This window comes from Paenibacillus sp. KS1, assembly GCF_001680695.1.
GTDB classification, from domain to species: Bacteria; Bacillota; Bacilli; order Paenibacillales; family Paenibacillaceae; genus Paenibacillus_B; species Paenibacillus_B suaedae.
Window position 1 is genome coordinate 61,940 of sequence record NZ_MAIS01000007.1, and the last position, 22,373, is coordinate 84,312.

The 22,373-nt window shown below is 48.3% G+C and carries 23 protein-coding genes and 1 other annotated feature; of the genes, 7 read left to right on the top strand and 16 right to left on the bottom strand.

The features are described from left to right. Window positions 1-43: 43 nt before the first annotated feature. The 11 genes from BBG47_RS04260 to BBG47_RS04310 all read right to left on the bottom strand — a co-directional run bounded on the left by BBG47_RS04260 (window position 44) and on the right by BBG47_RS04310 (window position 13,373). A complete protein-coding gene (locus BBG47_RS04260; protein ID WP_065290658.1) occupies window positions 44-2,023 on the bottom strand; it encodes a methyl-accepting chemotaxis protein in 1,980 nt (659 codons plus the stop codon). Between the two features lie 269 nt (window positions 2,024-2,292). Continuing rightward, entirely contained in the window at window positions 2,293-3,963 is a 1,671-nt protein-coding gene (locus BBG47_RS04265; RefSeq protein ID WP_065290693.1) for a putative polysaccharide biosynthesis protein, read from the bottom strand. Window positions 3,964-4,097: 134 nt separating this feature from the next. Continuing rightward, window positions 4,098-4,574, bottom strand: coding sequence for a DUF456 domain-containing protein (locus tag BBG47_RS04270; protein WP_065290659.1), 477 nt, complete (start codon window positions 4,572-4,574; stop codon window positions 4,098-4,100). Between the two features lie 45 nt (window positions 4,575-4,619). After that, a complete protein-coding gene (locus BBG47_RS04275; RefSeq protein ID WP_065290660.1) occupies window positions 4,620-5,354 on the bottom strand; it encodes a Cof-type HAD-IIB family hydrolase in 735 nt (244 codons plus the stop codon). Window positions 5,355-5,609: 255 nt separating this feature from the next. Continuing rightward, complete coding sequence (locus BBG47_RS04280) at window positions 5,610-6,491, bottom strand: metal ABC transporter permease (protein WP_065290661.1); 882 nt, start codon at window positions 6,489-6,491, stop codon at window positions 5,610-5,612. Beyond that, window positions 6,488-7,441, bottom strand: a complete 954-nt coding sequence (locus BBG47_RS04285; RefSeq protein ID WP_021258579.1) for a metal ABC transporter permease — start codon at window positions 7,439-7,441, stop codon at window positions 6,488-6,490. The genes BBG47_RS04280 and BBG47_RS04285 overlap by 4 nt, the downstream gene beginning before the upstream one ends. A gap of 5 nt (window positions 7,442-7,446) precedes the next feature. Then, window positions 7,447-8,217: a metal ABC transporter ATP-binding protein gene (locus tag BBG47_RS04290; protein WP_094183130.1), complete on the bottom strand. Its 771-nt coding sequence runs from the start codon at window positions 8,215-8,217 to the stop codon at window positions 7,447-7,449. A 50-nt stretch (window positions 8,218-8,267) separates the two neighbouring features. Then, window positions 8,268-9,269, bottom strand: a complete 1,002-nt coding sequence (locus tag BBG47_RS04295; protein WP_065290662.1) for a metal ABC transporter solute-binding protein, Zn/Mn family — start codon at window positions 9,267-9,269, stop codon at window positions 8,268-8,270. A gap of 285 nt (window positions 9,270-9,554) precedes the next feature. After that, window positions 9,555-11,648 (bottom strand): peptidoglycan D,D-transpeptidase FtsI family protein, encoded by a 2,094-nt coding sequence (locus BBG47_RS04300; protein ID WP_065290663.1) that lies wholly within the window; start codon window positions 11,646-11,648, stop codon window positions 9,555-9,557. Between the two features lie 109 nt (window positions 11,649-11,757). Continuing rightward, entirely contained in the window at window positions 11,758-12,936 is a 1,179-nt protein-coding gene (locus BBG47_RS04305) for a transglutaminase domain-containing protein (RefSeq protein WP_065290664.1), read from the bottom strand. Then, a complete protein-coding gene (locus tag BBG47_RS04310; protein ID WP_065290665.1) occupies window positions 12,933-13,373 on the bottom strand; it encodes an ATPase in 441 nt (146 codons plus the stop codon). Before BBG47_RS04310 ends, BBG47_RS04305 begins: the two co-directional genes overlap by 4 nt. Before the next feature lie 148 nt (window positions 13,374-13,521). Between BBG47_RS04310 and BBG47_RS04315 the strand changes: the two genes are divergently transcribed. From BBG47_RS04315 to BBG47_RS04325, 3 genes are all read left to right on the top strand, one after another. Then, window positions 13,522-14,721, top strand: coding sequence for an MFS transporter (locus BBG47_RS04315; protein WP_065290666.1), 1,200 nt, complete (start codon window positions 13,522-13,524; stop codon window positions 14,719-14,721). Between the two features lie 153 nt (window positions 14,722-14,874). Beyond that, window positions 14,875-15,003, top strand: coding sequence for a hypothetical protein (locus BBG47_RS31050; protein ID WP_260612440.1), 129 nt, complete (start codon window positions 14,875-14,877; stop codon window positions 15,001-15,003). Between the two features lie 192 nt (window positions 15,004-15,195). Continuing rightward, window positions 15,196-15,546, top strand: a complete 351-nt coding sequence (locus tag BBG47_RS04325) for a toprim domain-containing protein (protein ID WP_065290695.1) — start codon at window positions 15,196-15,198, stop codon at window positions 15,544-15,546. A 4-nt stretch (window positions 15,547-15,550) separates the two neighbouring features. Here BBG47_RS04325 and BBG47_RS04330 read toward each other — a convergent pair whose 3' ends face one another. The 3 genes from BBG47_RS04330 to BBG47_RS04340 all read right to left on the bottom strand — a co-directional run bounded on the left by BBG47_RS04330 (window position 15,551) and on the right by BBG47_RS04340 (window position 17,604). Beyond that, window positions 15,551-16,150, bottom strand: a complete 600-nt coding sequence (locus BBG47_RS04330) for an SCO family protein (RefSeq protein WP_065290668.1) — start codon at window positions 16,148-16,150, stop codon at window positions 15,551-15,553. Window positions 16,151-16,220: 70 nt separating this feature from the next. Next, complete coding sequence (gene cyoE / locus BBG47_RS04335) at window positions 16,221-17,153, bottom strand: heme o synthase (protein ID WP_065290669.1); 933 nt, start codon at window positions 17,151-17,153, stop codon at window positions 16,221-16,223. A gap of 166 nt (window positions 17,154-17,319) precedes the next feature. After that, window positions 17,320-17,604 (bottom strand): hypothetical protein, encoded by a 285-nt coding sequence (locus tag BBG47_RS04340; protein ID WP_065290670.1) that lies wholly within the window; start codon window positions 17,602-17,604, stop codon window positions 17,320-17,322. Between the two features lie 113 nt (window positions 17,605-17,717). Between BBG47_RS04340 and BBG47_RS04345 the strand changes: the two genes are divergently transcribed. Next, window positions 17,718-18,701, top strand: coding sequence for a metal-dependent hydrolase (locus BBG47_RS04345; RefSeq protein WP_065290671.1), 984 nt, complete (start codon window positions 17,718-17,720; stop codon window positions 18,699-18,701). A 158-nt stretch (window positions 18,702-18,859) separates the two neighbouring features. Here BBG47_RS04345 and BBG47_RS04350 read toward each other — a convergent pair whose 3' ends face one another. Next, complete coding sequence (locus tag BBG47_RS04350; RefSeq protein ID WP_005551143.1) at window positions 18,860-19,078, bottom strand: alpha/beta-type small acid-soluble spore protein; 219 nt, start codon at window positions 19,076-19,078, stop codon at window positions 18,860-18,862. Between the two features lie 119 nt (window positions 19,079-19,197). Between BBG47_RS04350 and BBG47_RS04355 the strand changes: the two genes are divergently transcribed. Beyond that, on the top strand, window positions 19,198-19,398 hold the full coding sequence (locus BBG47_RS04355) for a DUF5325 family protein (protein WP_021254259.1): 201 nt from the start codon (window positions 19,198-19,200) through the stop codon (window positions 19,396-19,398). Window positions 19,399-19,427: 29 nt separating this feature from the next. Here BBG47_RS04355 and trpS read toward each other — a convergent pair whose 3' ends face one another. Beyond that, window positions 19,428-20,414, bottom strand: coding sequence for a tryptophan--tRNA ligase (gene trpS, locus BBG47_RS04360; protein ID WP_065290672.1), 987 nt, complete (start codon window positions 20,412-20,414; stop codon window positions 19,428-19,430). A gap of 78 nt (window positions 20,415-20,492) precedes the next feature. Further along, window positions 20,493-20,787, bottom strand: a binding site (T-box leader). A gap of 216 nt (window positions 20,788-21,003) precedes the next feature. Here trpS and BBG47_RS04365 point away from each other — a divergent pair. Together BBG47_RS04365 and BBG47_RS04370 are read left to right on the top strand one after the other, a co-directional pair. Next, entirely contained in the window at window positions 21,004-21,969 is a 966-nt protein-coding gene (locus BBG47_RS04365) for an aldose 1-epimerase (RefSeq protein WP_065290673.1), read from the top strand. Window positions 21,970-22,118: 149 nt separating this feature from the next. Continuing rightward, window positions 22,119-22,352, top strand: coding sequence for an alpha/beta-type small acid-soluble spore protein (locus tag BBG47_RS04370; protein ID WP_005551150.1), 234 nt, complete (start codon window positions 22,119-22,121; stop codon window positions 22,350-22,352). The last annotated feature ends 21 nt before the right edge of the window (window positions 22,353-22,373 follow it).

A 22,373-nucleotide genomic window follows, 5' to 3' on the forward strand; every position in this document is an offset into this window, starting at 1 on the left:
TCCGTAATTTGTATATCTTTATTGCCGCATCTAGCAAGGCAAGCTATGCCTTGAACTTCGCAGACAACTGCTGCAAATCATCAGCAATGGTAGCCAAGTGGTTCGCGTACGAAGCCATTTCCTGCATAGCCGCATTTTGCTGTTCACCCGCTGCCGCCACATTTTCCATTTCAAGCAGTGTTGTATTAGTCATTTCACTCGCTTCATCGAACGAAGTGATCATCGTACCATTGGCACTAGAGAGTTGGGTGCTCATTTGTGCAATATGACTCAGTTGTACGTTCATTTCATCAACTGCCGCGAACATGTCGGCGAAGCTGCTCGTCACCGTCTTCGTCACCTGCTGACCTTCCTCTACCGACGCTGAACCGTTCTGCATTGCTGTCCATACCGCTTCAGAACGTTCATGAATGTGCTGAATCATGCCTGTAATTTGTCCAGCCGCTTCATTCGTCTGCTCTGCCAGCTTGCGAACCTCGTCAGCCACAACCGCAAATCCACGTCCATGCTCGCCCGCATGTGCAGCTTCAATCGCTGCATTCAGGGCAAGCAGCTTCGTTTGTGCAGACAATTCTTGAATGAATACGACAATACGGCGAATATGCTGGGACTGCTCCATCAACTGTTCCGTTTCCTTGGTCGCCAGCTCTGTATGTTCTGTAATTGCATTCATTTGCGAGCGTACACTGCTCAACGCCTGCTCTCCTCGTACTGCCCATTCACTCATATCATTAGCAGCCTCGGAGGACAGATTAACCAGTTCGGTAACTTCCTTCAACTGGCGGCCTGACTGATGCGCATCAGAGCGAACCGCTTTGAGACGATCATTAAGGAGCGATGATTGTGCAGACACCTCCTGATAAGAAGCAGCCACCTGCTGCAAAGACGCTACATTCTCCTCTGTATTAGCGGAGAGCTCCTCAGCAGAAGCCGCAACCGTCTCGGACACCTCACGAATACGAAGCAGAACATCAGTCAAGGACTGTGCCATCGTGTTGGAGTTTTTCTCCAAGCGTCCAATCTCATCGCTGCGATCCGACTCCGGAATCCGTTCTGTGAAGTCACCCGCAGCAATCCGTTCCGTCAGCTGCTGCACGCGGAGAACGGGACGAATAATGCTCTTTACAAACCGCCATAAAAATAGTCCCATTAACGCGATAAGAACGACTAGGAAGATGGATGCGACAATAAAAATGTAGTTGGCTTGACTGTTGATTTCCGACAAGGCGATGACCGAGACGATGCTCAGGCCCATTTTGTTGCGTTTGTCGTAACTGACGAACTCATTACGTCCTGCCGCATTCGACTTGTAGGCGCCGTGATCTTCCGCTGTCGCCAGCTCTCCGTACGTGGCTTCGTCCAGAATTGTTCCTTGCTTGTACACCGGGTGGGTTACGACCTGATTATCCTTGTCAACCAGGCTAATATAACCGCTTTTCCCTACTTTGTATTTCTCTACAGCCTTGTTAATCCGATCGATTGCCACATCAATGGCAACAACTCCATTCTTCCCTGGGAGCTCTTTAGCGAACGTAACTACCAAATCATTCGTTATCGCATCGCGATACGGCTTCGTCACAATTACTTTCCCGGCACTTTTCTTTGCCTGCTGATACCAGTCCCGCTTCATCGCATCAATCGTCTCATCACTGTCATTAGAACTGTGTATGTATTGATTATTTACAAAGACATATGCCGCATATATATTGTCAATATCTTTGGCAATCTCCAGCATGCGATCACGGATCCAGTCCTTTTGTTGCGACTTCTTACTAATGCTGTCAGCCAGGCTGTTTACCGTATAGGCATTAGAATCATACATGTCATCCAGCATACCGACAATGGATTGGGTAGCCCCATTCACTTGATTGTAGACCATGTCTTTCGTATTGCTTGCTGCCGTACCTGTCAGGATAATGATAAGAATAATCGTAGGAACGACAATAAATAACGCAAGTAAGCATATTATTTTCTTTTGTAAGGATTGTTGTATTCCTGTAGTCCACTGAATAAACCTCTTCATGTTGACACCCCTTTGCTTGCCAAGTCTCGTTGCCAAAATACGTTTGGTATATCGGTATAAAACGGTAAAAGTTTATACATTGTTACAAAATCAACATATGGTAATTAACACCATATTATCCTTGTATCCTCCCGTATCGCTTCCTTTCCCTTGTGCACCCTGGTGTACGACAAAAAAAGCTCCACGAAGGAAGTGCATCGCTTGCGCTTCCTTCGTGGAGCTTGTCAATTTTTTTATTCTCACTACGCTATAAATAGCGCGTATGTGAATTAACCACGTTCTCCCTGCAATCGCATCAATGGACGCAGTACCTTCTGAACCGCACGCGGATAACCCGACAGCTCATCATATCGAATAACGCGGAAAGCAACCAGCCCAACAACGAACAGAGCTACTACCCCCACGCCTACAACACCTGCCGTGAACATGAAGGCAAGCTTGGCCGGCAAGATGCCCACTAATTGCTCGCCCAACCATTCGCAGCCATATCCTACGCCACCCGACAGCACGATGGTCATCAGGAAGCCTATCCAGCGATTGCCTAGTACCGAGAACGGAACAACCTTCTTCATGACACGAAGATTGAGCCATGTAATAAGCAGGAAGCTTAATGCTGTTCCTCCAATAATGCCGTAAATACCAAAGAAGTGAACAAGCGAGAAGCTCGCAATAAGCTTAATAATAATACCTAATGTTACACTGATCATAGCAATATAAGGCTTGCCAAGTCCAATTAGAATCGAGCTTGACGTCATCATCGTAATTTGGAATATCGTACCGAGCGTCAACGCTGCAATAATGCCTGCACCGTCCAACGTACTGAACAAGAAACCGTTCACGGAATATGCTGCAACCGCTAGAGCCAATACGATCGGCATGCCACTCAATACGGAAATACGCATTGCCATTGTAGTCTGCCGCTTCAAGTGAATCATATCCCGCTTCGCAAAGGCAGCGGAAATGACCGGGATGAGCGACGTGCTTAACGCAATCGCCAGAATTGGCGGAATGCCAGCGATCGATTGTGCACGCTGACCAAGGATACCATACAGATGCTTCGCCTCATCTACCCCAACTTCCGGTGAGAGAAGTGGAATCGTGATGGACGTATCAATAAAGTTAACAGCCGGTACGGCAAGTGAAGACAATACAATCGGTACGGACATCGCGAAGATTGAACGGAAAATATCGCTAAGCGGTACTTTCTTCGCACCCCTGCGGCGTGCACGTACTCCAGCTTCCCGATCTGCCTGACGGAGCTTACGCAAGTAATAGATCATAATAATGAATGCGCCGACACTCCCTAGCACACCGCCGAAGGAAGCACCCGCTGCGATCCACTCTTGGTTCTGCCCCGTGCTCATCAAGATATAGGCAAGTCCGATCGCCGTAAGAACACGTAAAACCTGCTCTACGATCTGCGATACACCGCTTGCCTGCATCATATTGCGCCCTTGCGTATACCCGCGCATCATGGCAATGACCGGGAACAACAGCAGCGCAGGTGCTAATGCACGAATAGCAAGTGCAGCCTCAGGCAGCTGAATCATATCCGCATACACACCTGCGAACGCGATGAGCAGCAAGGTTGTAATCACACCGGATATGAGTCCGAACAGCAGCGCAGCATAATAGACCCGCTCCGCTTCGCGCACCTTATTCAGCGCGTAGCGTTCGGATACCATCTTGCTTAATGTACTCGGAATACCTGCTGTCGCTATTGCAAGTATCATCAAATAGACTGTCTGTGAGGCAGCAAAAGAGGCATTACCCACAGAACCGAGCATATGCTCAAGCGGAACGCGCTGAAAGAGCCCTAAGACGCGAGCGACGAGGGTAGCCGCTGCAATAATGAGCGTTCCTTTAATAAATGATTCCTTTGCCAAACGTTTCCCTTCTTTCTGTATGCTAGCCCGTATCCTAATATCCCGTCCGAACATACTACATTCAATTCTATTCATCATGGCAAAAGCCACCGTATTTTCTCCAAAGAGCAGGAAGCCGCTCCATAAGACAGCCCTAGTCTATATCAGACCGTCAGACCGTCTTATGGACACCTTTTCTATTAAAACATTTACAACCAAAGGAAGAACAGGACAATCATCACGATTTGCAGCGCAAATTTTACGACAATGCTCGTAAATAGTCCGACAACCGCACCAATGGCCGATTTTGTCGATTTGTTCACACTCGCTCCTGTCATAAGTTCCCCGATAAACGCGCCTAAGAGAGGCCCAAGTATAAGACCGAACGCCGGAATGACGAACGGACCGATGATGACCCCTATTGTACTCCCGATGATTGAAGCCTTAGACCCTCCGAATCGCTTGACTCCCCAGGCATTGACCACGTAATCGGCAATAAACAGCACAGCTACAATAATCGTCTGAATCGCCCAGAACCAGAACCCGAAGGGTTCAAAGCTAATGCATAATCCATACACAAAGAAAGCTGCATAGATTGCCAACGCACCTGGTAAAATCGGATAGATAGCCCCTGCCATACCGACAAGAAACAGGACTATCACACTAATCCAACCGAAAATAACCATCCGTTACACCACCTTGCACGAGAATAAACGCTCGTGAACAATCGATTACAGCATATACTCCCTAATGACTTGGGCAACACCATGCTCGTTGTTCGTTCGTACGACGATGTCCGCAGCCTGCTTCACTTCGTCCTGCGCATTCCCCATAGCTACACCAAGCCCCGCAGCTTGAATCGCGGCCATATCATTCAAGCTGTCGCCTACAGCAACCACTTGCGACATCTCGCAGCCAATAAGCTCGCATACAGTTTGTATTCCCGTTGCCTTGTTGACTCCTCCAGGATTAATCTCAATATTATGTGGCGATGAATTGGTCAATTCCAATCCACCCATGGCACGCAGTTCGCGCCACAGAATTTCGCGCACACGATCATCCTTCGTAAAGTAGCCGAACTTCAGCCATTCCTCAGCCTCGATATCGGCTCCCCAATTCTCTTTGTTGTACAATCGTTCCGTCGAATAAGCCCAGAACCACACATTATGCTCCTCGGACATCGCGTGCATACGCTTCACCGCCTCGCGATCCAAGAGATGACGCAAGTGCAGCTCACGTGTATTCTTCCACACTTCACTCCCATTGACTGTTATCATTGGAGCATTCAATCCTAGTTCTTCCGCATAAGGAAGTGCATTGACGAACGCGCGGCCAGTGGAGAAGATGACCGTAATTCCCGCATCGCAAGCACTGCGAATGGCATCGGCATTTTCCTTGGAAATGCGCTGATCATCATCCAATACTGTCCCATCCATATCGAGAGCCAACAACTTATATTTACTCATCTCATCCGTCACTCCTGTCTCTGATGCGTTCCGCTTCAGACGAGTTGTGATTCGTTATTTGTCGAAGCTTGTAACACTCTTTGTCAATCATTGTCGTGCACAAATTTGCATAACGCCATTGTATCATATGCAGGCATTTACAACAAAGAATTCCTTTCCTTTACAAAGAGGCCGCTTACGCAGTGGTTCCTATGTGGCAATAACAAAAAACACCCCGCTCCATAATCAGGAGCAAAGGGTGTTCCTAAGCTGCTTCTAAGCAGTCATCTCTGCAATCCGACGACGCTTCAGCACGCGTGCCAGCATTCCATGAGTCGGGGACAACAGAAAGGCAAGTATGAACAATGCACCCGCTACCGTGACCATCATTCCCGCTATTGACGCATCCAGTAAGGAGGACAAGTAGTAGCCAGCTATTGCACATCCAATTCCAATGGCCACACTGTACACAATCATGAGACTCAAGCGCTCCGTTAGCAAGTAGGCGGTGGAAGCTGGAACGATAAGCATGCCGACGACAAGGATAGCTCCTACACTTTCAAATGAAGCCACTGTCGTCATGGACACGAGCCCCATCAGCAAATAATGAAATAACGCAACAGGTATGCCGCAGGCGATAGCCATCGCCGGATCAAATGCACATATTTTGAACTGCTTATAGAACAACCCGATAACGAGCAATATCACTAGCAGTGTAAAGCCGAGTATCCATACGGCCTTCGGCACCATGTCGATGCCGAACAAGGTCATTGTATTCCAATGGACATAGGCGATTTCACCAAACAGAACACAATCCAAATCCAGATCCACATTGCGTGCATTCAAGCTTACGAGCACAACGCCAACCGCGAATAACGCGGTAAATACCACTCCAATTGATGCATCCGATTGCACGCCGCTATTTTGAAACAGCTGAATGAGAAATACCGTTACTAAGCCTACTGCGGACGCACCCAGCAGCATGACGAACGAATCACGCGAGCCGCTTAGCATGAAGGCTATAACGATGCCGGGAAGCACGGAGTGGCTGATGGCATCCCCGATCATGGACATTTTGCGAAGCACGAGGAAGCAGCCCAATATTCCGCAAGTTGCAGCTACTAGCGCACCGGTCAGTATAATCCATAGGTCTGTCACAACGACGCCTCCTTTCGCAATCGAGGCTCCGTCTCCTCTAGACGAATTCGCTCCTCCACCCGAATCGATTGATGATTACGGATCCGACGAATCCATTTCGCAAGCACACCGCGGCGCGGGGCAAATACAACCGAGCAGCAGAAGACGAAGGTTGCAGCTAATACACTGAGCGGGCCAGTAGGCAAATTGCTCGTCGTCGTACTGACAAGTGTTCCAATAATGCCGCTTACTGCTCCAAACAGCCCGCTGAGCAGCACCATCAATCCGAGTCGATCGGTCCAATATCGTGCAGATACGGCAGGAGTAATCAACAGTGCCGCAACAAGCACAACGCCGACTGCCTGAATGCCAACAACGACGGCAATTACGGTAAACAGCATAAGCAGCTGCTCCAGCACGCCAACCGGAAACCCGAGTCCGCGCGCAAAGCCAGGATCGAAGCTGAGCAGCTTGAATTCCTTGAACAGCAGGCTGCATGCCACAATAATAAGCAGCGACACGCCTGCCATCGTATAGACATCACTCTGCATCATGGAAGCTGCTTGGCCGAAAAGAAACTTGTCGAGTCCGCTTTGGTTACCGTAGCTGGAATGCTGAATTTGCGTCAGCAACACAATGCCAACACCGAAGAACACCGACAGCATAATCCCCATTGCCGCATCCGCTTTGATGCGCGTATAGCGAGTCACGACTGAAATTCCCGCTGTTGCCAGCATACCGGACAAGAAGGCCCCTAGGAAAAATAATGGCAGTGATTTGACCCCAGTGAGCATAAAAGCAATGCATATGCCTGGCAGCGCAGCATGCGCGAGCGTATCCCCAACCAGGCTCTGCTTCCGCAAATAAGCGAAGCTGCCCACAATGCCGCTCATGAGACCGAGCAGCAAACAACCGACGAGAATCCACTGTGTATTTGGATCACGCAACACGTCCCAAGATATTCCGAACATTGCACTCACCTCGTTCCTACCATGACGGCGCCCGCATTTTGATCCAACACGGTAAGTCTGCCGCCATAGGTTTGCTGCAACATGCTTGTGTTAAATATTTTTTCTGTTTCTCCACAGGCAACCAATTCAACATTCAGAAGCATTACCCAATCGAAGTATTCCTTCACTGTTGCCAAGTCGTGATGGACGACAAGCACGGTCTTCCCCTGACGCTTCAATTCATTTAATAATGTAATGATCGCCTTCTCCGTCATCGCATCTACACCAACGAACGGCTCATCCATAAAATAGATGTCCGCATTTTGGGCAAGCGCCCTTGCTAGGAATACACGCTGCTGTTGTCCGCCGGATAGCTGACTTATTTGCCGATCTGCAAAATCCGCCATCCCCACCTTGGCCAAACAATCGAGCGCAATCTCCTTCTCCTTCGCGCCAGGTCGCTTGAACCATCCTAAGTGTCCGTAACGGCCCATCATTACAACATCGAGTGCGTTCGTGGGGAAATCCCAATCTACCGATTCGCGCTGTGGGACGTAGCCTACCCGTTTACGGCTTTCCGAGTAAGGCTTGCCGAATATGCTCACCTCTCCACTTACTCGAGGTATCAATCCGAGAATGGATTTAATTAGTGTCGATTTCCCCGCTCCGTTCGGGCCGATAATGCCGATCAAATTGCCCTCCGGTATCGTAAAGCTAACATTGCGAAGCACGGGCTTCTTCTGGTATGCAACAGTTAAGCCACTCACACGAAGCGGCGTATTCCCCTTATCCATCATGCTCATTACGCTCCTCTCCTACCGTGTTATATCTCTCGAAGTTATGTACATTACTTCAGTGCATCGACGATCGTATTGACGTTAAAGCGAACCATGCCAATATAAGTTCCCTCTTCTGTCCCCGGCTCGCCCATTGCATCCGAGAATAATTCACCGCCAATGACGACCTCATGGCCTTTTTTCTTCGCTCCTTCGATGACCGCCTCAATTGCCTTCTTCGGTACACTCGATTCAATAAAAACTGCCTTAATCTGATTGTCCACCAGATAATCGCGAAGATCGGATACATCCTTGCTTCCGTACTCAGAAGCCGTGCTGATTCCTTGAAGCCCCATAACCTTCATGCCGTACGCCTTGCCAAAATATCCAAACGCGTCATGCGCCGTCACGAGCACGCGGCTCCCTTCCGGAATCTCTTCTATCCGCTTGTGTACATACGCATCAAGCTCTTGCAGCTTGCTTACATATGCCTCAGCGCGCTGCTTATAGGCTTCTGCATGTGCCGCATCATATTCCACCAGCGTGTCACGAATGACCTCCGTCGCCTTGATCCAATTCTGCACATTGAACCAAATGTGCGGATCATGCGATTGTGCTAATGTCGGATCTGCGAGCAGCTCAGATTCCGAAATTGTTCTGGAGACGGGAACCGTCGTCTTGCTGCCGCTCATTTTCTCCAAAATATCGACCATCTTCCCTTCCAAATGCAAGCCGTTGTAGAATACGATGTCCGCATCATCCAACTTCTTAATGTCTCCTTGGGACGCCTTGTATAAGTGAGGGTCAACCCCTGGCCCCATCAACCCAATCACATCAACACGGTCTCCTCCTACCTCTTTCACCACGTCAGCGATCATACCAATCGTAGTTGTTACCTTGATTGGATTAGCATCGGCAGACGTTGCAGTTCCCTCTGTCTTGCCCTCGTTTGTGCTGCTGCCACATGCTGCTAATCCTACAGCTACGCTTAAGAACAATATCGTCATAACCAACCGCTTCAACGCCGAATTCATTTTGAACTTCCCATTCGGTCTTTCAGCTGCCTTCGTCATCTTTCGTTCCCTCCCACATGAATACCCAATGTTTTTTTGTAATGATTACGTTTATCACTGATCATTGTTTAATATACACAAATATGTTTCCCTAATGCAACTATTTTCGTATAAAAAAAATTCTTTCCCTAGACATATAGTTTTGCAAAAAGAAAAGACTTTTCCATATCGTATGCGATGTGCTCCCTGATCGGTGACACCATGTACGATATGAAAAAGTCTTTATTTGAGGCTCGCAACGCTCAGAAATGCATCATTGCCACTGAACGCAGCGACTCCTCCTGCTTATTGATTGTTGTTAGCTGCATCCGTAGATTCGCCGCCTGTGGCTTGCTTCTTCTTCGGCGTACCCGTAAGTCCGTATACCTCATCATACGCATCGAACATAGCACGCGCGATCGGAGCCGCCCCGTAGGAACCATATCCGCCCTCTGGGACGACAACCGCAACCGCAAGCTTCGGCTTATCCGCCGGCGCATAGGCAATGAACACGGCGTTTTCTAGTCTTTTCCCTGCTATATCTTGCTGCGATGTACCCGTCTTTCTATAGAACGAGTATGGGAATCCATCAAAACCGTGAACGTTAACCTTCGACATCCCTTCTTCAACGACACGCCAGTGCGTGTTATCGAAATTCGTCTCATTTAACACTTCACGACCGAATGACTTGACTACCTTGCCATCCCCATCTGTAATCTTGCTTACGAATTGCGGCTTAATGCGCTTACCATGATTCGCTAGGGTAGCTGCATATTGAGCGAGCTGCAAGGTTGTATACTTCCCTTGCTGACCAAAGGAGGCGTATACGAGAGCGGACTGTGCATTGTTGCGCTCCGCCTCTACCAGATAGTCCTTCAATCCTGCGGATTCACCAGGCAAGCCGCTATCTGTCTTCACGCCAAGGCCAAAGGCCTCCATGTATTTATCCCACAATTCCAAACCGTTTCTGTCAGAAAGGGAGAAGAGTCTCTTACCAATCATATCCACCATAAAGGCGTTAGAAGATACTTTCAAGGCTTTTGCTGCATCCATGTAACCGTAAGACGTTTTGCTTGAGTTCCATACCTTCGTCTCATGACCGCGGCGTCCGAATTCACCGTAACCTTTGTCATAGTAATCTTCCCATGGACCGAACAATCTTTCTTTCAACCCGACGAGAACCGACAATGGCTTCATCGTAGATCCAAGATAGACAAGGGAAGTTGGATGACGTCCGCGCTCCTTGTCATCATTATACGGACCATAGACTTCGCGAACGGCCCCATTTCCCATATAAAACTGGATCTTCTCATAATCCTCGACGCTGATTTGGCCGTTGCGCCATACATTCGGGTCATAATCCGGCATACTGGCAATCGACACGATATTGCCCGTGTCCACTTCCATCGCAACTGCATAGCCTGTGCGTGCATTTGGTGCATACTCGGTGCGGTTCGAGGAATTACGAATCTTCTCCAGCGTTTTTACGATGGACTCCTCTGTTGCCTTTTGGATATCGCGGTGGATCGTCAGATGAATGTTGTTCCCGCGCTCCGGCTTCGTCAGCTGCATCGGACCGATAATACGACCCGCCACGTTGACCGGGAACTTCTTCACCCCGTTCAAACCGCGCAGCTCGTTCTGATACATCAATTCGATGCCGTCAACGCCAACATCCTCGTATTCCAAGTATTCCTTCTCCGTAGGAAGCTGTTCCTGCTTCTCATACTGTTCCTTGTAGAACGGCATCCGCTCGCGAACACCCTTGAACTTTTTCAAATAGCCGACCGTCTGTACTGCGATCGTATCCTTATCATAGTTACGGACACTATCCTCGACGATATCGATGCCTTTGAACTGCGATTTATGCTCCAGGAAGTAAGCAACCTCTTCCTTCGTCAATCCTGATTTAATGAGCCTGGGAACGAAAACAAAATTCATCTTCCCACCCAAGTCCATTCGCTTCAAAATTTCTTCAGCTGTTAATGGCTTGTCTTGAGGACTGCCTATCTTCTTGAATATTTCCTCGAGCTGCATCGCAAGCTGCTCTACTTCAGCTCGATTCTTCTTCTGGTCATCCGTCATCTTCTTGCTCGGATCCCCGTAATTTTTCACCACATTGAAGTAAAGAGATTGCGACGCTGTAGAATAGGCTAGCCGCGTATTCGAAGCATCATAAATAGTTCCCCGAAGCGGCGGTACCGCCGTTTCCCGGAATCCAAGCTGGGACTCCTTCTCCTTCAGGGCGGGACCTTCAACGAATTGCAAAATGGCCAGTCTCACGATAAGCACGGTGAAAATCAAAAATGTAATAAAAAAGAATAAGTTCAACCGAAACGAAAACGTACGCCGGTTCTGTACTTCCCGCTTCTGCGGATCATCCGCATTTGGATGACTCAATGCCAATCATCCTTTCTTGCTAACTTTTGCTGTACAATCTTATTTATTTTACCATACTGATTTGCCTATATTCAAAGGTTGTGCAGCTTCTAATCGCCATCGCCGCAAATTATCTTATCGTCAATGGCTTGTCTGGAATATGAGTGGTGTCGAACTTAGGAGGATTGAACCAATCTCCCGATGATGCCCATGTGCTATCTAGCGGCACCCATTTCTTCTGTTCGCTTAGCCAGACCTGATTCCAGGCATGCGGTCCATAGCCGCCATTGCCATTGTATCCAAGACCGGTCACAACCTTGACTTGAAGCCCTGAGGAACGAGCCATGACTGCATACAGACGTGCATAATCGATACATACCCCCTGCTTCGTAGCGAAGGTATCTTCCGGGGTCTGCTCCTTCCAAATCCGCTTCGTCTCGTATTGCTTGGCCTTATCCCAATCATACTGAACCCAGGAACCGACCCAATCATACAAGCGTCGCGCCTTCTCTTCATCGGTCGATGCTCCTGCCGTCACATCACGCGCGGCTTGCTTCACATCGGAAGAAATCTGATTATCAATGACTTCATATCGTCGCTGCAGAAGTTCTCCGAATTCTTGCCCCATTTGGGAGGTGAAGACAGGCAGACTCTCTGTAATTAATGACCCCGCAAGCGGCTCGATCACTTGGTTAGCCACCGTACGATAAGCAGAAGAGGATTGAATGATATCGCTTGCCTTCGTAGCAGGCTGAAGGGCAACATATACGAATAACACCATAATAATGATGAAGGCGCGCACACCACCAATTAGCACACCAATTGCACCACCCGTTAGCCAATTGGCCATACGGCCAATCACTTGCATGAACCCTGAGCGAGAAGATGAGCTTCCTTCTTCTTGACTCGCCACAGAAGCCCCGCTCCAGATCAAAGATACGAGCCAACCCATTATTCCTCGAACGAGCATATAGATGATGCCGAACAAGATTGCAACGCGCAGCAGGGCGAAGTCCCGTATCCCTGTCACGAAGGTATAATAGATCTGCTCCCACCAAGCCAGTGCATGGGAGGGTATAACAATATTCCAATCAACGAACTGACGCTGTACCATGGGCGAGAGCCACATCGCAGCAGCAAAGGACAGGATAAGCGATACAATGGTGCAGGCCGACTGAGCAACAAATAGAAAGAGGTGACGCATGGACCCCGAAGCGCCTCTCGCCACCCCTTGAACTGCGGAAAGAAGCACGACCGCAAGCAGTACTAGCGTTATCGCGTTCCATTCCCACTGCAATCCAGTACTCATTTGTTCTGCTTCGCTTCCTTCACGAAATCGCGAATCGTATCGTTCATGCTCCATTCACCAAGGGAGACTCCATTGAACGATAATTTCACTTTGTCACTGTTAGGAGTGCCTGTAAGCTCCAAATTCGGCGACTTGATCGTATAAGTCCCGTCCTCATTGCTCTTGAACGTCGCCTTCTTCGCTTCCTCCATCATGGAGTTCATCGCTTGATCCTTCAGCTTCAGCACCGTCTCATCCTTCACTGTCGTCACTACGTTGTTCACGTCGTCCCACGTAATTCCGCTATAGACGGCTACAGCAGCGACAATTACGACGACCAGCGCCCATTTTATCATCGTTTTCACGAAACTAACAATTGCGAGCAGTACGATGAGTGCGATTAGGAAGACAAGCCAATTTTGCTTAATAAATTCAAACCACATTTCGAGTTGACTCACTTCTTCAATCACCCTTTCCAAAGCGTATTATACATCATTCCCATATGATGCAACAGTCAGACCATCTAACATCTTCAGCCAAATTCGGGTACTAAGTTCGTCCGCTAATACGTACAAGTATACCATAGCGATCTGGAGGTGACTTGTCTTGCGTTCTGTCTTTTGGCTCTACCTGTTTTTATTCGTTGCGTTTTTCGATTTGCATGCGCAGTACCCCATTCTGACCCCATTTGCAATCTCTCTTGGTGCTGCTCCATCCTTCATCGGATTAATGATGGGTATGTACTCGTTCACCCATCTGCCTGGCAACGTCATGGCCGGTTACGGAGTAGACCGCTTCGGCAGCCGCATCTTCATCGTGTTCAGCCTCATTGGAGCCGGCATTATTCTCATGCTTCAGGCCCATGTCGTCAACCCATGGCAGCTGCTTATTCTACGCTCCATAAGCGGATTCGTGCTGGCGTTCCTCTCCCCTGCTTGCCTGTCTCTGCTTGCACGAATGGCACGCGATCATGTTCATCAAGGCAAGTTGATGGCAGGCAATGGGCTCGTCCATACATTGGCTTCTGTTGTCTCTCCTGCCGCTGGCGCTTATCTCGTGTCCCAAATCGGATTCGTCATGGCGTTCCAAGCGCTGGGCATTGGCCTTATCCTTGTTGGTATGTTGGCATGGCTGTTTATTCAAGATGTTCAAGAAAGTGAAAGTCCCTCCTCTAAGACGACAGCACCAAGCATCCCTACTTCAACACCAGCTGCATCTTCTGAGCATGCACCTGCTATCCCATGGCGCTTCTACTTTATGCCGCTTGCCATTGCCTGCTCGCAGGGCATCTTATTTTTTGAGTTGCCATTTATGGCTGACGCATTAACCTCAATAATGAAAACAGGCGTATTGTTCTCGGCCATCAGCCTCGGGGCGCTCCTTACCTTAAGCATGTTGTTCTTGAATCAATATTCTGCTTATATGCGCACATGGCTCGGCTCCTTTTCGCTAGCGATTCTGTTCTTTCTATTGGCAATTCACTGGCCTGTGCCTTTACTTCTCTCCTTATTTCTTATCGGGATGACGAAGGGAATCATTTTACCGGCTTTATCAGCTCATCTCTTGCTGCTGAGCGGCGGAGCCAGATATGGTCGAATCTTCTCTATTTTATCGATTGCTTCTTCTATCGGCTCCTTCATTGGACCGATGATTGCCGGGCAGCTCCGTGGGCAATTATCGCCGTACTTCATCGCATTTCTCGTCCTTATGACAGCCGTTACGCTGCTCCCGCCAGGCAAGCCTACATCGTTAGTGAAGAAGACTGTCCACAGCACGCGTCCACCTTCGACGAACCCAACTACATAAGAACAAGAGCTGAATGTCCTGTCCCGGCATCTTGATGCCTTCACATGGTTTGCGCCCATATTCCCAAATATGGGTGAATACACAGAACAGGATAATTCCGCGAACATACTATAATGATGAGAAATGACTACCGACGAAAGCAGGTGAACCTAGTTGGGGTATTATACTGAGCCTGGCGGTGGGCCAGAGCTGGCGTTCGGCGCACGCTTCTGGACAATAACCACCGTAATTCTCGCCCTGTTCATCCTGCTCGTCATCATTCTGCGTGCTCCTCTGCTGTAACCCCCCATCTTGCTCTCTCCTTATACGGCTTGCCTCCGGGCAAGCCAATTTTGTCATGCGCTTCTCGTTGCATCGCCGCAATGGATTTCATCATTCGTGGTACACTATTGATAATGGGAGAATTACTGGCCGGATCATTTCCATCAGATTCGGAATGCTGCCCATACCGCATAGAGGAAGAAGGTGAACACGCTGGAAATCGCTCTCATCGTAGAAGGCAAAAACGATCGCAGCCGCTTGCGAAAGCTGTTGGCTGACGAAGTTGACATCATGTGCACATATGGGACATTGAATACCGATCGCACAGAAAAACTGCGTAAGCAGGTTGGAGATAAGCCCGTATACTTATTTATGGATAATGACTCTTCTGGGAAACGTATTCGAGCTATTCTGCGAGATACGTTCCCAGATGCAGATCATCTCTATACGCGCCGAGGGTATGCTGGAGTAGAAGGCACGCCAGATGAGTATTTAATCCAACAATTAGAAAAAGCGGGGTTAGACGAATACATCGTGTATCCGGATCTTCCCCCGCTTAACTAATCTTTTATTTAATTAATTTCATGACATCTTCGGCAATGATTTCAGGCGTTGTTCGCTCCCGATCATTCGCGTTATACGCTTTGCGAATATTGCCCTTCTGATCGACCAGGGTAATGACATTGAGATGTGTAAAGTTGCCATCCTGATCCTTCATCACAGCAGAGTCCAGCGCTGGCATCATGTTGGCCACATCCTCTTCTTTTCCGCGAAGGAAATACCAGCCTGAGTAGTCAGCGTTGAATTTCTGCGACCACGTCTTAATCGCATCCATCGTATCCCGCTCCGGATCGAAGGAGATGGATACGATACCTGCCTCTTTACCAAATACGCCTTTCTCCTGCAGTAAAGTCTGTACTTCAGACAGCATAAATGTCGTCGGCGGACAGACGTCCGGACAATTCGTGAAATAGAAATAGAAGAGCCTTACCTTCCCGTTCGTACTATCAAGACTTACTGTGCTTCCATCCACATTTTGCATTGAAAAATCCGGTGCCTTCTTGAAATCTTCACGCGGCCAGTATAACCAAGCAGCAATAATTGCAAATACCACAACCAGTGACATTAAGAAGATTTGCAAAGAATACTTCTTCGCCCATTGAGACATCGTCTGTTCCTCCCGTTACACTCCCTTTAGTGGTCAGGCTGAATTCCAATTAATTCGATTTGATGCGATATTACATTTTCCCCATCGTATCCAAGACAAGAATGAACAAGTGCAGCAATAACCAGTTAATCGAAAACAAGAAGTTGCGCTTCGCCCAAGCTTCATTGTCCTTCGCCTTGAAGCCCGAGATGCAAATATACAGCCAAATCACATTAAGAATGGTTCCTAATACCCCGTAAATCCAGCTTACATAGCCATACGAATAGAACAGCCAAGTAACCGGCAGAAGCAGCACAACATACGGGATCATTTGCTTCTTCGTCCGCTCGATTCCTTTGACTACGGGAAGCAGCGGGTATCCAGCGGCACGATATTCTTCAACACGTCGAATGCCTAGCGCCCAGAAGTGAGGCGGCTGCCACAGGAATAGAATGAGGAACAACAGGATAGCCCCTTCATCCACTTGACCTGTCACAGATGTATACCCCATAACGGGTGGCATTGCTCCCGAAATGGCTCCAACAGAGGTGCTCCATGTCGATGTTCGCTTCAACCACAGTGTATAAATGACTACATAAACAAACATGCCCAGAACGCCAAACCATCCTGTCAATGGATTGGTCATCAGGAACAAGACCGACAGACCTGCAATACCAAGAATAATGGCATACCAGAGCACAATATTCGGCTGTAAACGACCCGTAGGAAGCGAGCGATTGCGCGTACGTTCCATTTTCATATCGAAATCTCGATCAAAATAGTTGTTGAACACGCATGAGGACGACATCGTAAGTGCTGTACCAATTATCATCCACAGCAAGGTCATCCAAGGAATATCCCATTTGGCTGCCACCCAAAACCCTGTGAATGCAGCCATTAAGTTGGAGCGAATAATACCCGGCTTCGTTAACTGAACAAACTCTTTCCATAATTCGACCCGCACCGGTTCCGGCGATAGCGGGATAGAGTCGGAAGGAGCCTGGTACGTATATTGTTTATCCAAAATGACCTGTTCCTCCTTGTGTTGTACAAACAAGAGCAGAAACTTTGTGTTTCCGCTGTAATTTTCATCATATCAAAAACGTCCAATTGCTGACAATGTCTCGTAGCATCGTTCATCATTTTGACAATCTATTGGATCTTCCTCACAATAGCGTGTGTGGCTATACTTATTTGGAAATTGATGCGAACTCCCAGATATGCAATTTGGATCTGCCGCCAGGAATGCAAGCGGTAATAACGTCCCATTCACTTGTTTCCTCCAGACGAATCCGTCTTAGCTGCAAATACTCTTCGTGTGTGGTATCCATCCACTGCTCCACGAATACGTTAGGTTGGTCAGTTCCTTCATATAATACGACTTGAGGAAAAGGCCGCAGGCGCTCTGTAATCTGTTCTAAATATGCTTCTCGCTTGTCCGGATCAATTCGATACTCGACAAATATAATGTTCATGGTTGATTCCCCCTCTTTCTTATGTTGCCCCCACTGAATCCTTCTTGTGAATTGTACTCATGAGTCATATTCTGGTACATAATTGCTCACAATACAAGAGGGTGATTACGAATATGGATACAAGCACACATGCTGTTATTGGATTGGGGCTTGCCGGACTCTCACACATTGATCCTGCCGTCATGACCCATCCTGCTACGGCTTCGGCCGTCTTCTTCAGTGTTCTGCTCGGATCACAGGCTCCAGACGCGGATGTTGCACTCAAGCTGAAGGACAACACCACCTATATTCGTCAGCATCGAGGCATCTCACATTCCATCCCAATGCTGCCAATATGGGCACTGCTTATCGCAGGTCTAATGACTTTGCTGAACAAGGGTGCCTTGTTCTGGCACGTTCTGCTCTGGACCGCTCTCGCCGTAGTCATACACGTCATTACTGATCTGTGTAATGCCTATGGAACCCAAGCGGCGTGGCCTGTTACAGACAAATGGCTGTCCTTTGACTTCATCTCGCTGTTCGATCCGATTATTTTCTCTTCCCACCTCGTAGCTGTAGCATTGTGGGGATTGGGTGTCTTGTCACCAAGAATAGTATTTCCCGTGCTGTATGCGCTGCTCCTTATGTACTTCTTATGGAGGGCATCTGTACACAAGAAGCTCAAGGATCAGATGCTGCTCTTCGATGAAGAGTACGTCCCTTCGGACACGTATACACTTATTCCGACCGTATCGCTATCCAGATGGAATGTAGTCAAGCCTCTTCCAGAAGGGGCATACCGAATCGGGAACTGGAATCACAATCGTCTCCATTGGACAGAGACGGCCTACTGCGATAAGCATCCAGCAGTAGAAGCTTCCAAGGAGCACCCTGCTGTAGAAGCGCTCCTGTACATTTCACGCTACGCTTGTGCAACGGTAGAGCCAACCGGTTATGGATATGCCGTTCGCTGGGCCGATGTCAGGTATAGGCATCGCAAGCAATTCCCCCTCGTTGCTGTCGTCATGATGAACGCCAAGTATGAGACGCTTGATTATTTCGTAGGCTGGCTGAACAAAACTCACTCCGGCAAGCATTTTGGATTGGAATACGAATAGAAACGGCGTGTAAGGGCACTTAGAAGAAGAAGGTACAGGGAATCTGTGAAGACAGGATCCACTGTACCTTCTTTTTTGGCCAAATGCTGTTGATGCTCACTTATCATAATAAAAGGCTACCCCGCGCGCAGGGTAGCCAAATCATTAGTGCATTTCGATTAGCGGGAACCGCCGGAAAGCGATTGTTGTGCCATTTGCACCAAACGCTTCGTCATGTATCCCCCGATAGAACCGGTATCACGGGAAGTGTAGTTCCCGTAGTAGCCGTCTTGTGGAATTGGAACGCCCAACTCCTGAGCAATTTCGAATTTCATTTGCTGCAATGCAGCAGTAGCCTGAGGAACAACCAAGTTGTTGGAACCAGAACGATTAGACATAGGTGAATCTCCTTTCGCAATTGGCGCTTCTAGTTGTGCAAGCTTGCAAACTTATTTTATCCGGCCTGCAAAATGTTATACTTATCTGTAACATTATTTTGCGAAAAGGAGTCTTCCCCATGAACAAATGGTTATCACTATGGTTTGCATGCTCTTCCATCGCCCTGCTGATCGCAACAGCGATCTCCATCAGCCAAAGTGTCTGGCTTGCTCTTCTCTTTACCATACTTGCTATCGTGAATATGGGATGCGGCTTCATTGTGAAGGCCAAGCTTCGTCGGCGAAGCTTAGCCCAACAAGATCATACATCAGGCCAGTAGGCAAGCAGGCTTAACAAATCGTCCTAGATTTATTGCGGGAGCACGAAGCCCATCCGGCGTTTCACTTCCGTCAATGTCTGCTCTGCCGCTTCACGTGCTCGCTCAGCACCACGACGCAGCGCCTCGTGATGTTCACCTGTGCGTCTTACTTCATGATAGCGGGCCTGAAGCGGCTCGATGAGCGCAGCGACATGCTCAGCCAAATCTTTCTTGAACGGCCCGTACATTTGGCCTTCGTATTTCGCTTCAATTTCAGTTATGGACATACCAGCGGCATGTGCATAAATGCTCATCAGGTTGCTGATTTCCGGCTTATTCGCAGGATCATACTTCACAAGTGCCTCTGAGTCTGTCTTGGCACGACTGATTTTCTTGCGAATGACAGCAGGATCATCTAGCAAGGCAATATAGCTTCCAGGGTTCGGGTTGCTCTTGCTCATCTTCTTGGAGGCATCATCCAATGACATAATCCGTGCGCCGACTTCCGGGATATACGGTTCTGGAACAGTCAGGAAGTCGCCGAAGCGCCCGTTGAAGCGTGCAGCCAAGTCCCGAGTAAGCTCCAAATGCTGCTTCTGATCATCGCCAACGGGAACAAGATCTGCTTGATATAATAAAATATCTGCAGCCATAAGAGATGGATATACGAACAAGCCCGATCCAACTGACTGCTTCCCTTCCGACTTATCCTTAAATTGCGTCATCCGCTCCAACTCACCCATATAGGTGAGTGTGGTCATCAACCATCCAAGCTCTGCATGCTGATGAACATGAGATTGGAGGAAGATGTTCGACTTGCTTGGGTCGAGGCCTGCCGCAATATACAAGGCAGCTACAGATTCTGTCTGCTCACGCAATTTTTCCGGATCCTGCGGTACAGTAATGGCATGCAGGTCTACCACCATGAAGAAGCACTCATGTTCTTCCTGCAGCTTCACGAAGTTTTGGATTGCTCCGATGTAGTTGCCAAGTGTCAATTGACCGCTTGGCTGAATACCAGATAGTACGCGTTTCATCACGCAACACTTCCTTTTCCACAAATATCATTATTCTTGTATCGTCATACTCGAGAACGCAAAAAAGGCCCTTCATCCGCAAGGGACGAAGAACCGTGGTGCCACCCTAATTCGCCTGCATAATCGTATGGCTGTGATTTCTTACAAGCACAATCCTACGAATGTTAGGAAGCATCAGCAAACTATGCTGACTCCCTCATTGCAAGCCTTGACCTCTGTAACGCAGAGCTGCGGCTATGTCTACTTCATGCACTTCACCGGTTCAACACAGCACTCCGAGGCCCATTCCAACTATGCATTCGCGTCGGTTCACAGCGACCACCGACTCTCTGGAGCTACCGCATAGCGTACTTGTCCTCATCATCATTTTACACGAATTCAATTATATCCTATCACTTATGCGAGCTCTACATAACTAGGAATTAGCCATAAGGATAGCGAAGATCATTGTATTTGTCAATCTGTTCTGTTGCCCGTTTATCGCCCGCTTGAATTAGACCTTGTGTGCTTCAATGACTTTAATGCGTGAATTTGCTATCATGAAAATAACAAACCATTACATAACTTCACGAGCAAAGGGGCAATTCGCATGTATCAGATTACGAGAGGCAAATGGAACGATCATGAGACAGTTATTCTTCACAGTGACACGCTTGAGGCAACATTGCTGCCTTCCCTAGGCGCTAATCTCATTCGTCTGTGGGACAAAGTGCTTGAACGCGATATTTTGCGTACGCCAGCTGAGAGCGATCTGGATTATTATATGACCAAACCTTACCACTTCGGCATCCCTATGCTTATGCCGCCTGGACGGATACGCCGCGGACAATTCCAATATGCAGGAGTGTCCTATCAGTTTGATCAGAACACAGCCAACAACAATCACATTCATGGCTTGCATCGTTTGCAATCGTGGCAAGTTATATGTGCCGAAGCAACCGAAGATCACGCTATCGTCACGGTTCAGTTCCATTCTTCTGAAGATAAGCACTGGATGGAGCAATATCCAACACCTCTCCAGTTCGAGCTTACTTACGAACTGAAGGGAAGCCAACTGACACAACAATTGCAAGTAACCAACGTTGGTGGGCAGACTGCACCATTTGGCTTCGGAACACATACGTGGTTACAACTTGATGGCGAACCGAACCGCTGGACCCTGCAGGTTCCTGTTACAGGTGTGTATGAGCTGGACGAAGAGCTTATTATGACAGGAAATACGTTGCCGCTGGGTGATAACGAGAAGCTGCTCTCCGGAATGAACTTAGAAGGAACCGACTTCGATACGGTATTCAGCATAGGCGAGCATAAGCCTGAAGCTTGGCTGTCCCGCGAAGACGGTTATCGTATCCGCTATACAGGCAATGAGCCTTGGTTCAAGCATTGGGTTCTCTACACTCGAGGCACTGCGAATGAAATTATCTGCATAGAGCCTTATACTTGGCTTCCTGATGCGCCAAATCTTCCATTCGGCAATGAGGTTACAGGCTTGATTGAACTTGAGCCGAACAAGCCAGTTATCCTCAACTTAGAGCTTGAAATCCAACATCCATAACAGGGGAGGCGACAAGCCTCCTTTTTGCGTTCCACCCACGATTGCCAGATCAGGACAACTTGGCATTATTTACATTTCACAACGAGCACTTCCTCTCGCATATTTCATCTCTATCTCTCCATAATAACTATCACAAGGAGGTGAACAACATGCCAAATCAACAACAAGGAAGCGGAAGCCGTTCCAACAATCTCGTTGTTCCTCAAGCAACAGCAGCACTTCAACAAATGAAATTTGAGATTGCTCAAGAATTGGGTATTCCAATTTCTCAAGATGGTTACTACGGTAACTATACTTCTCGCGATATGGGCTCCATCGGAGGCTACATCACGAAGCGTCTTGTACAAATTGCTGAACAGCAATTGGCTGGCCGCGCTCGCTAAGCTTAGCTGTTGAACCTTTTT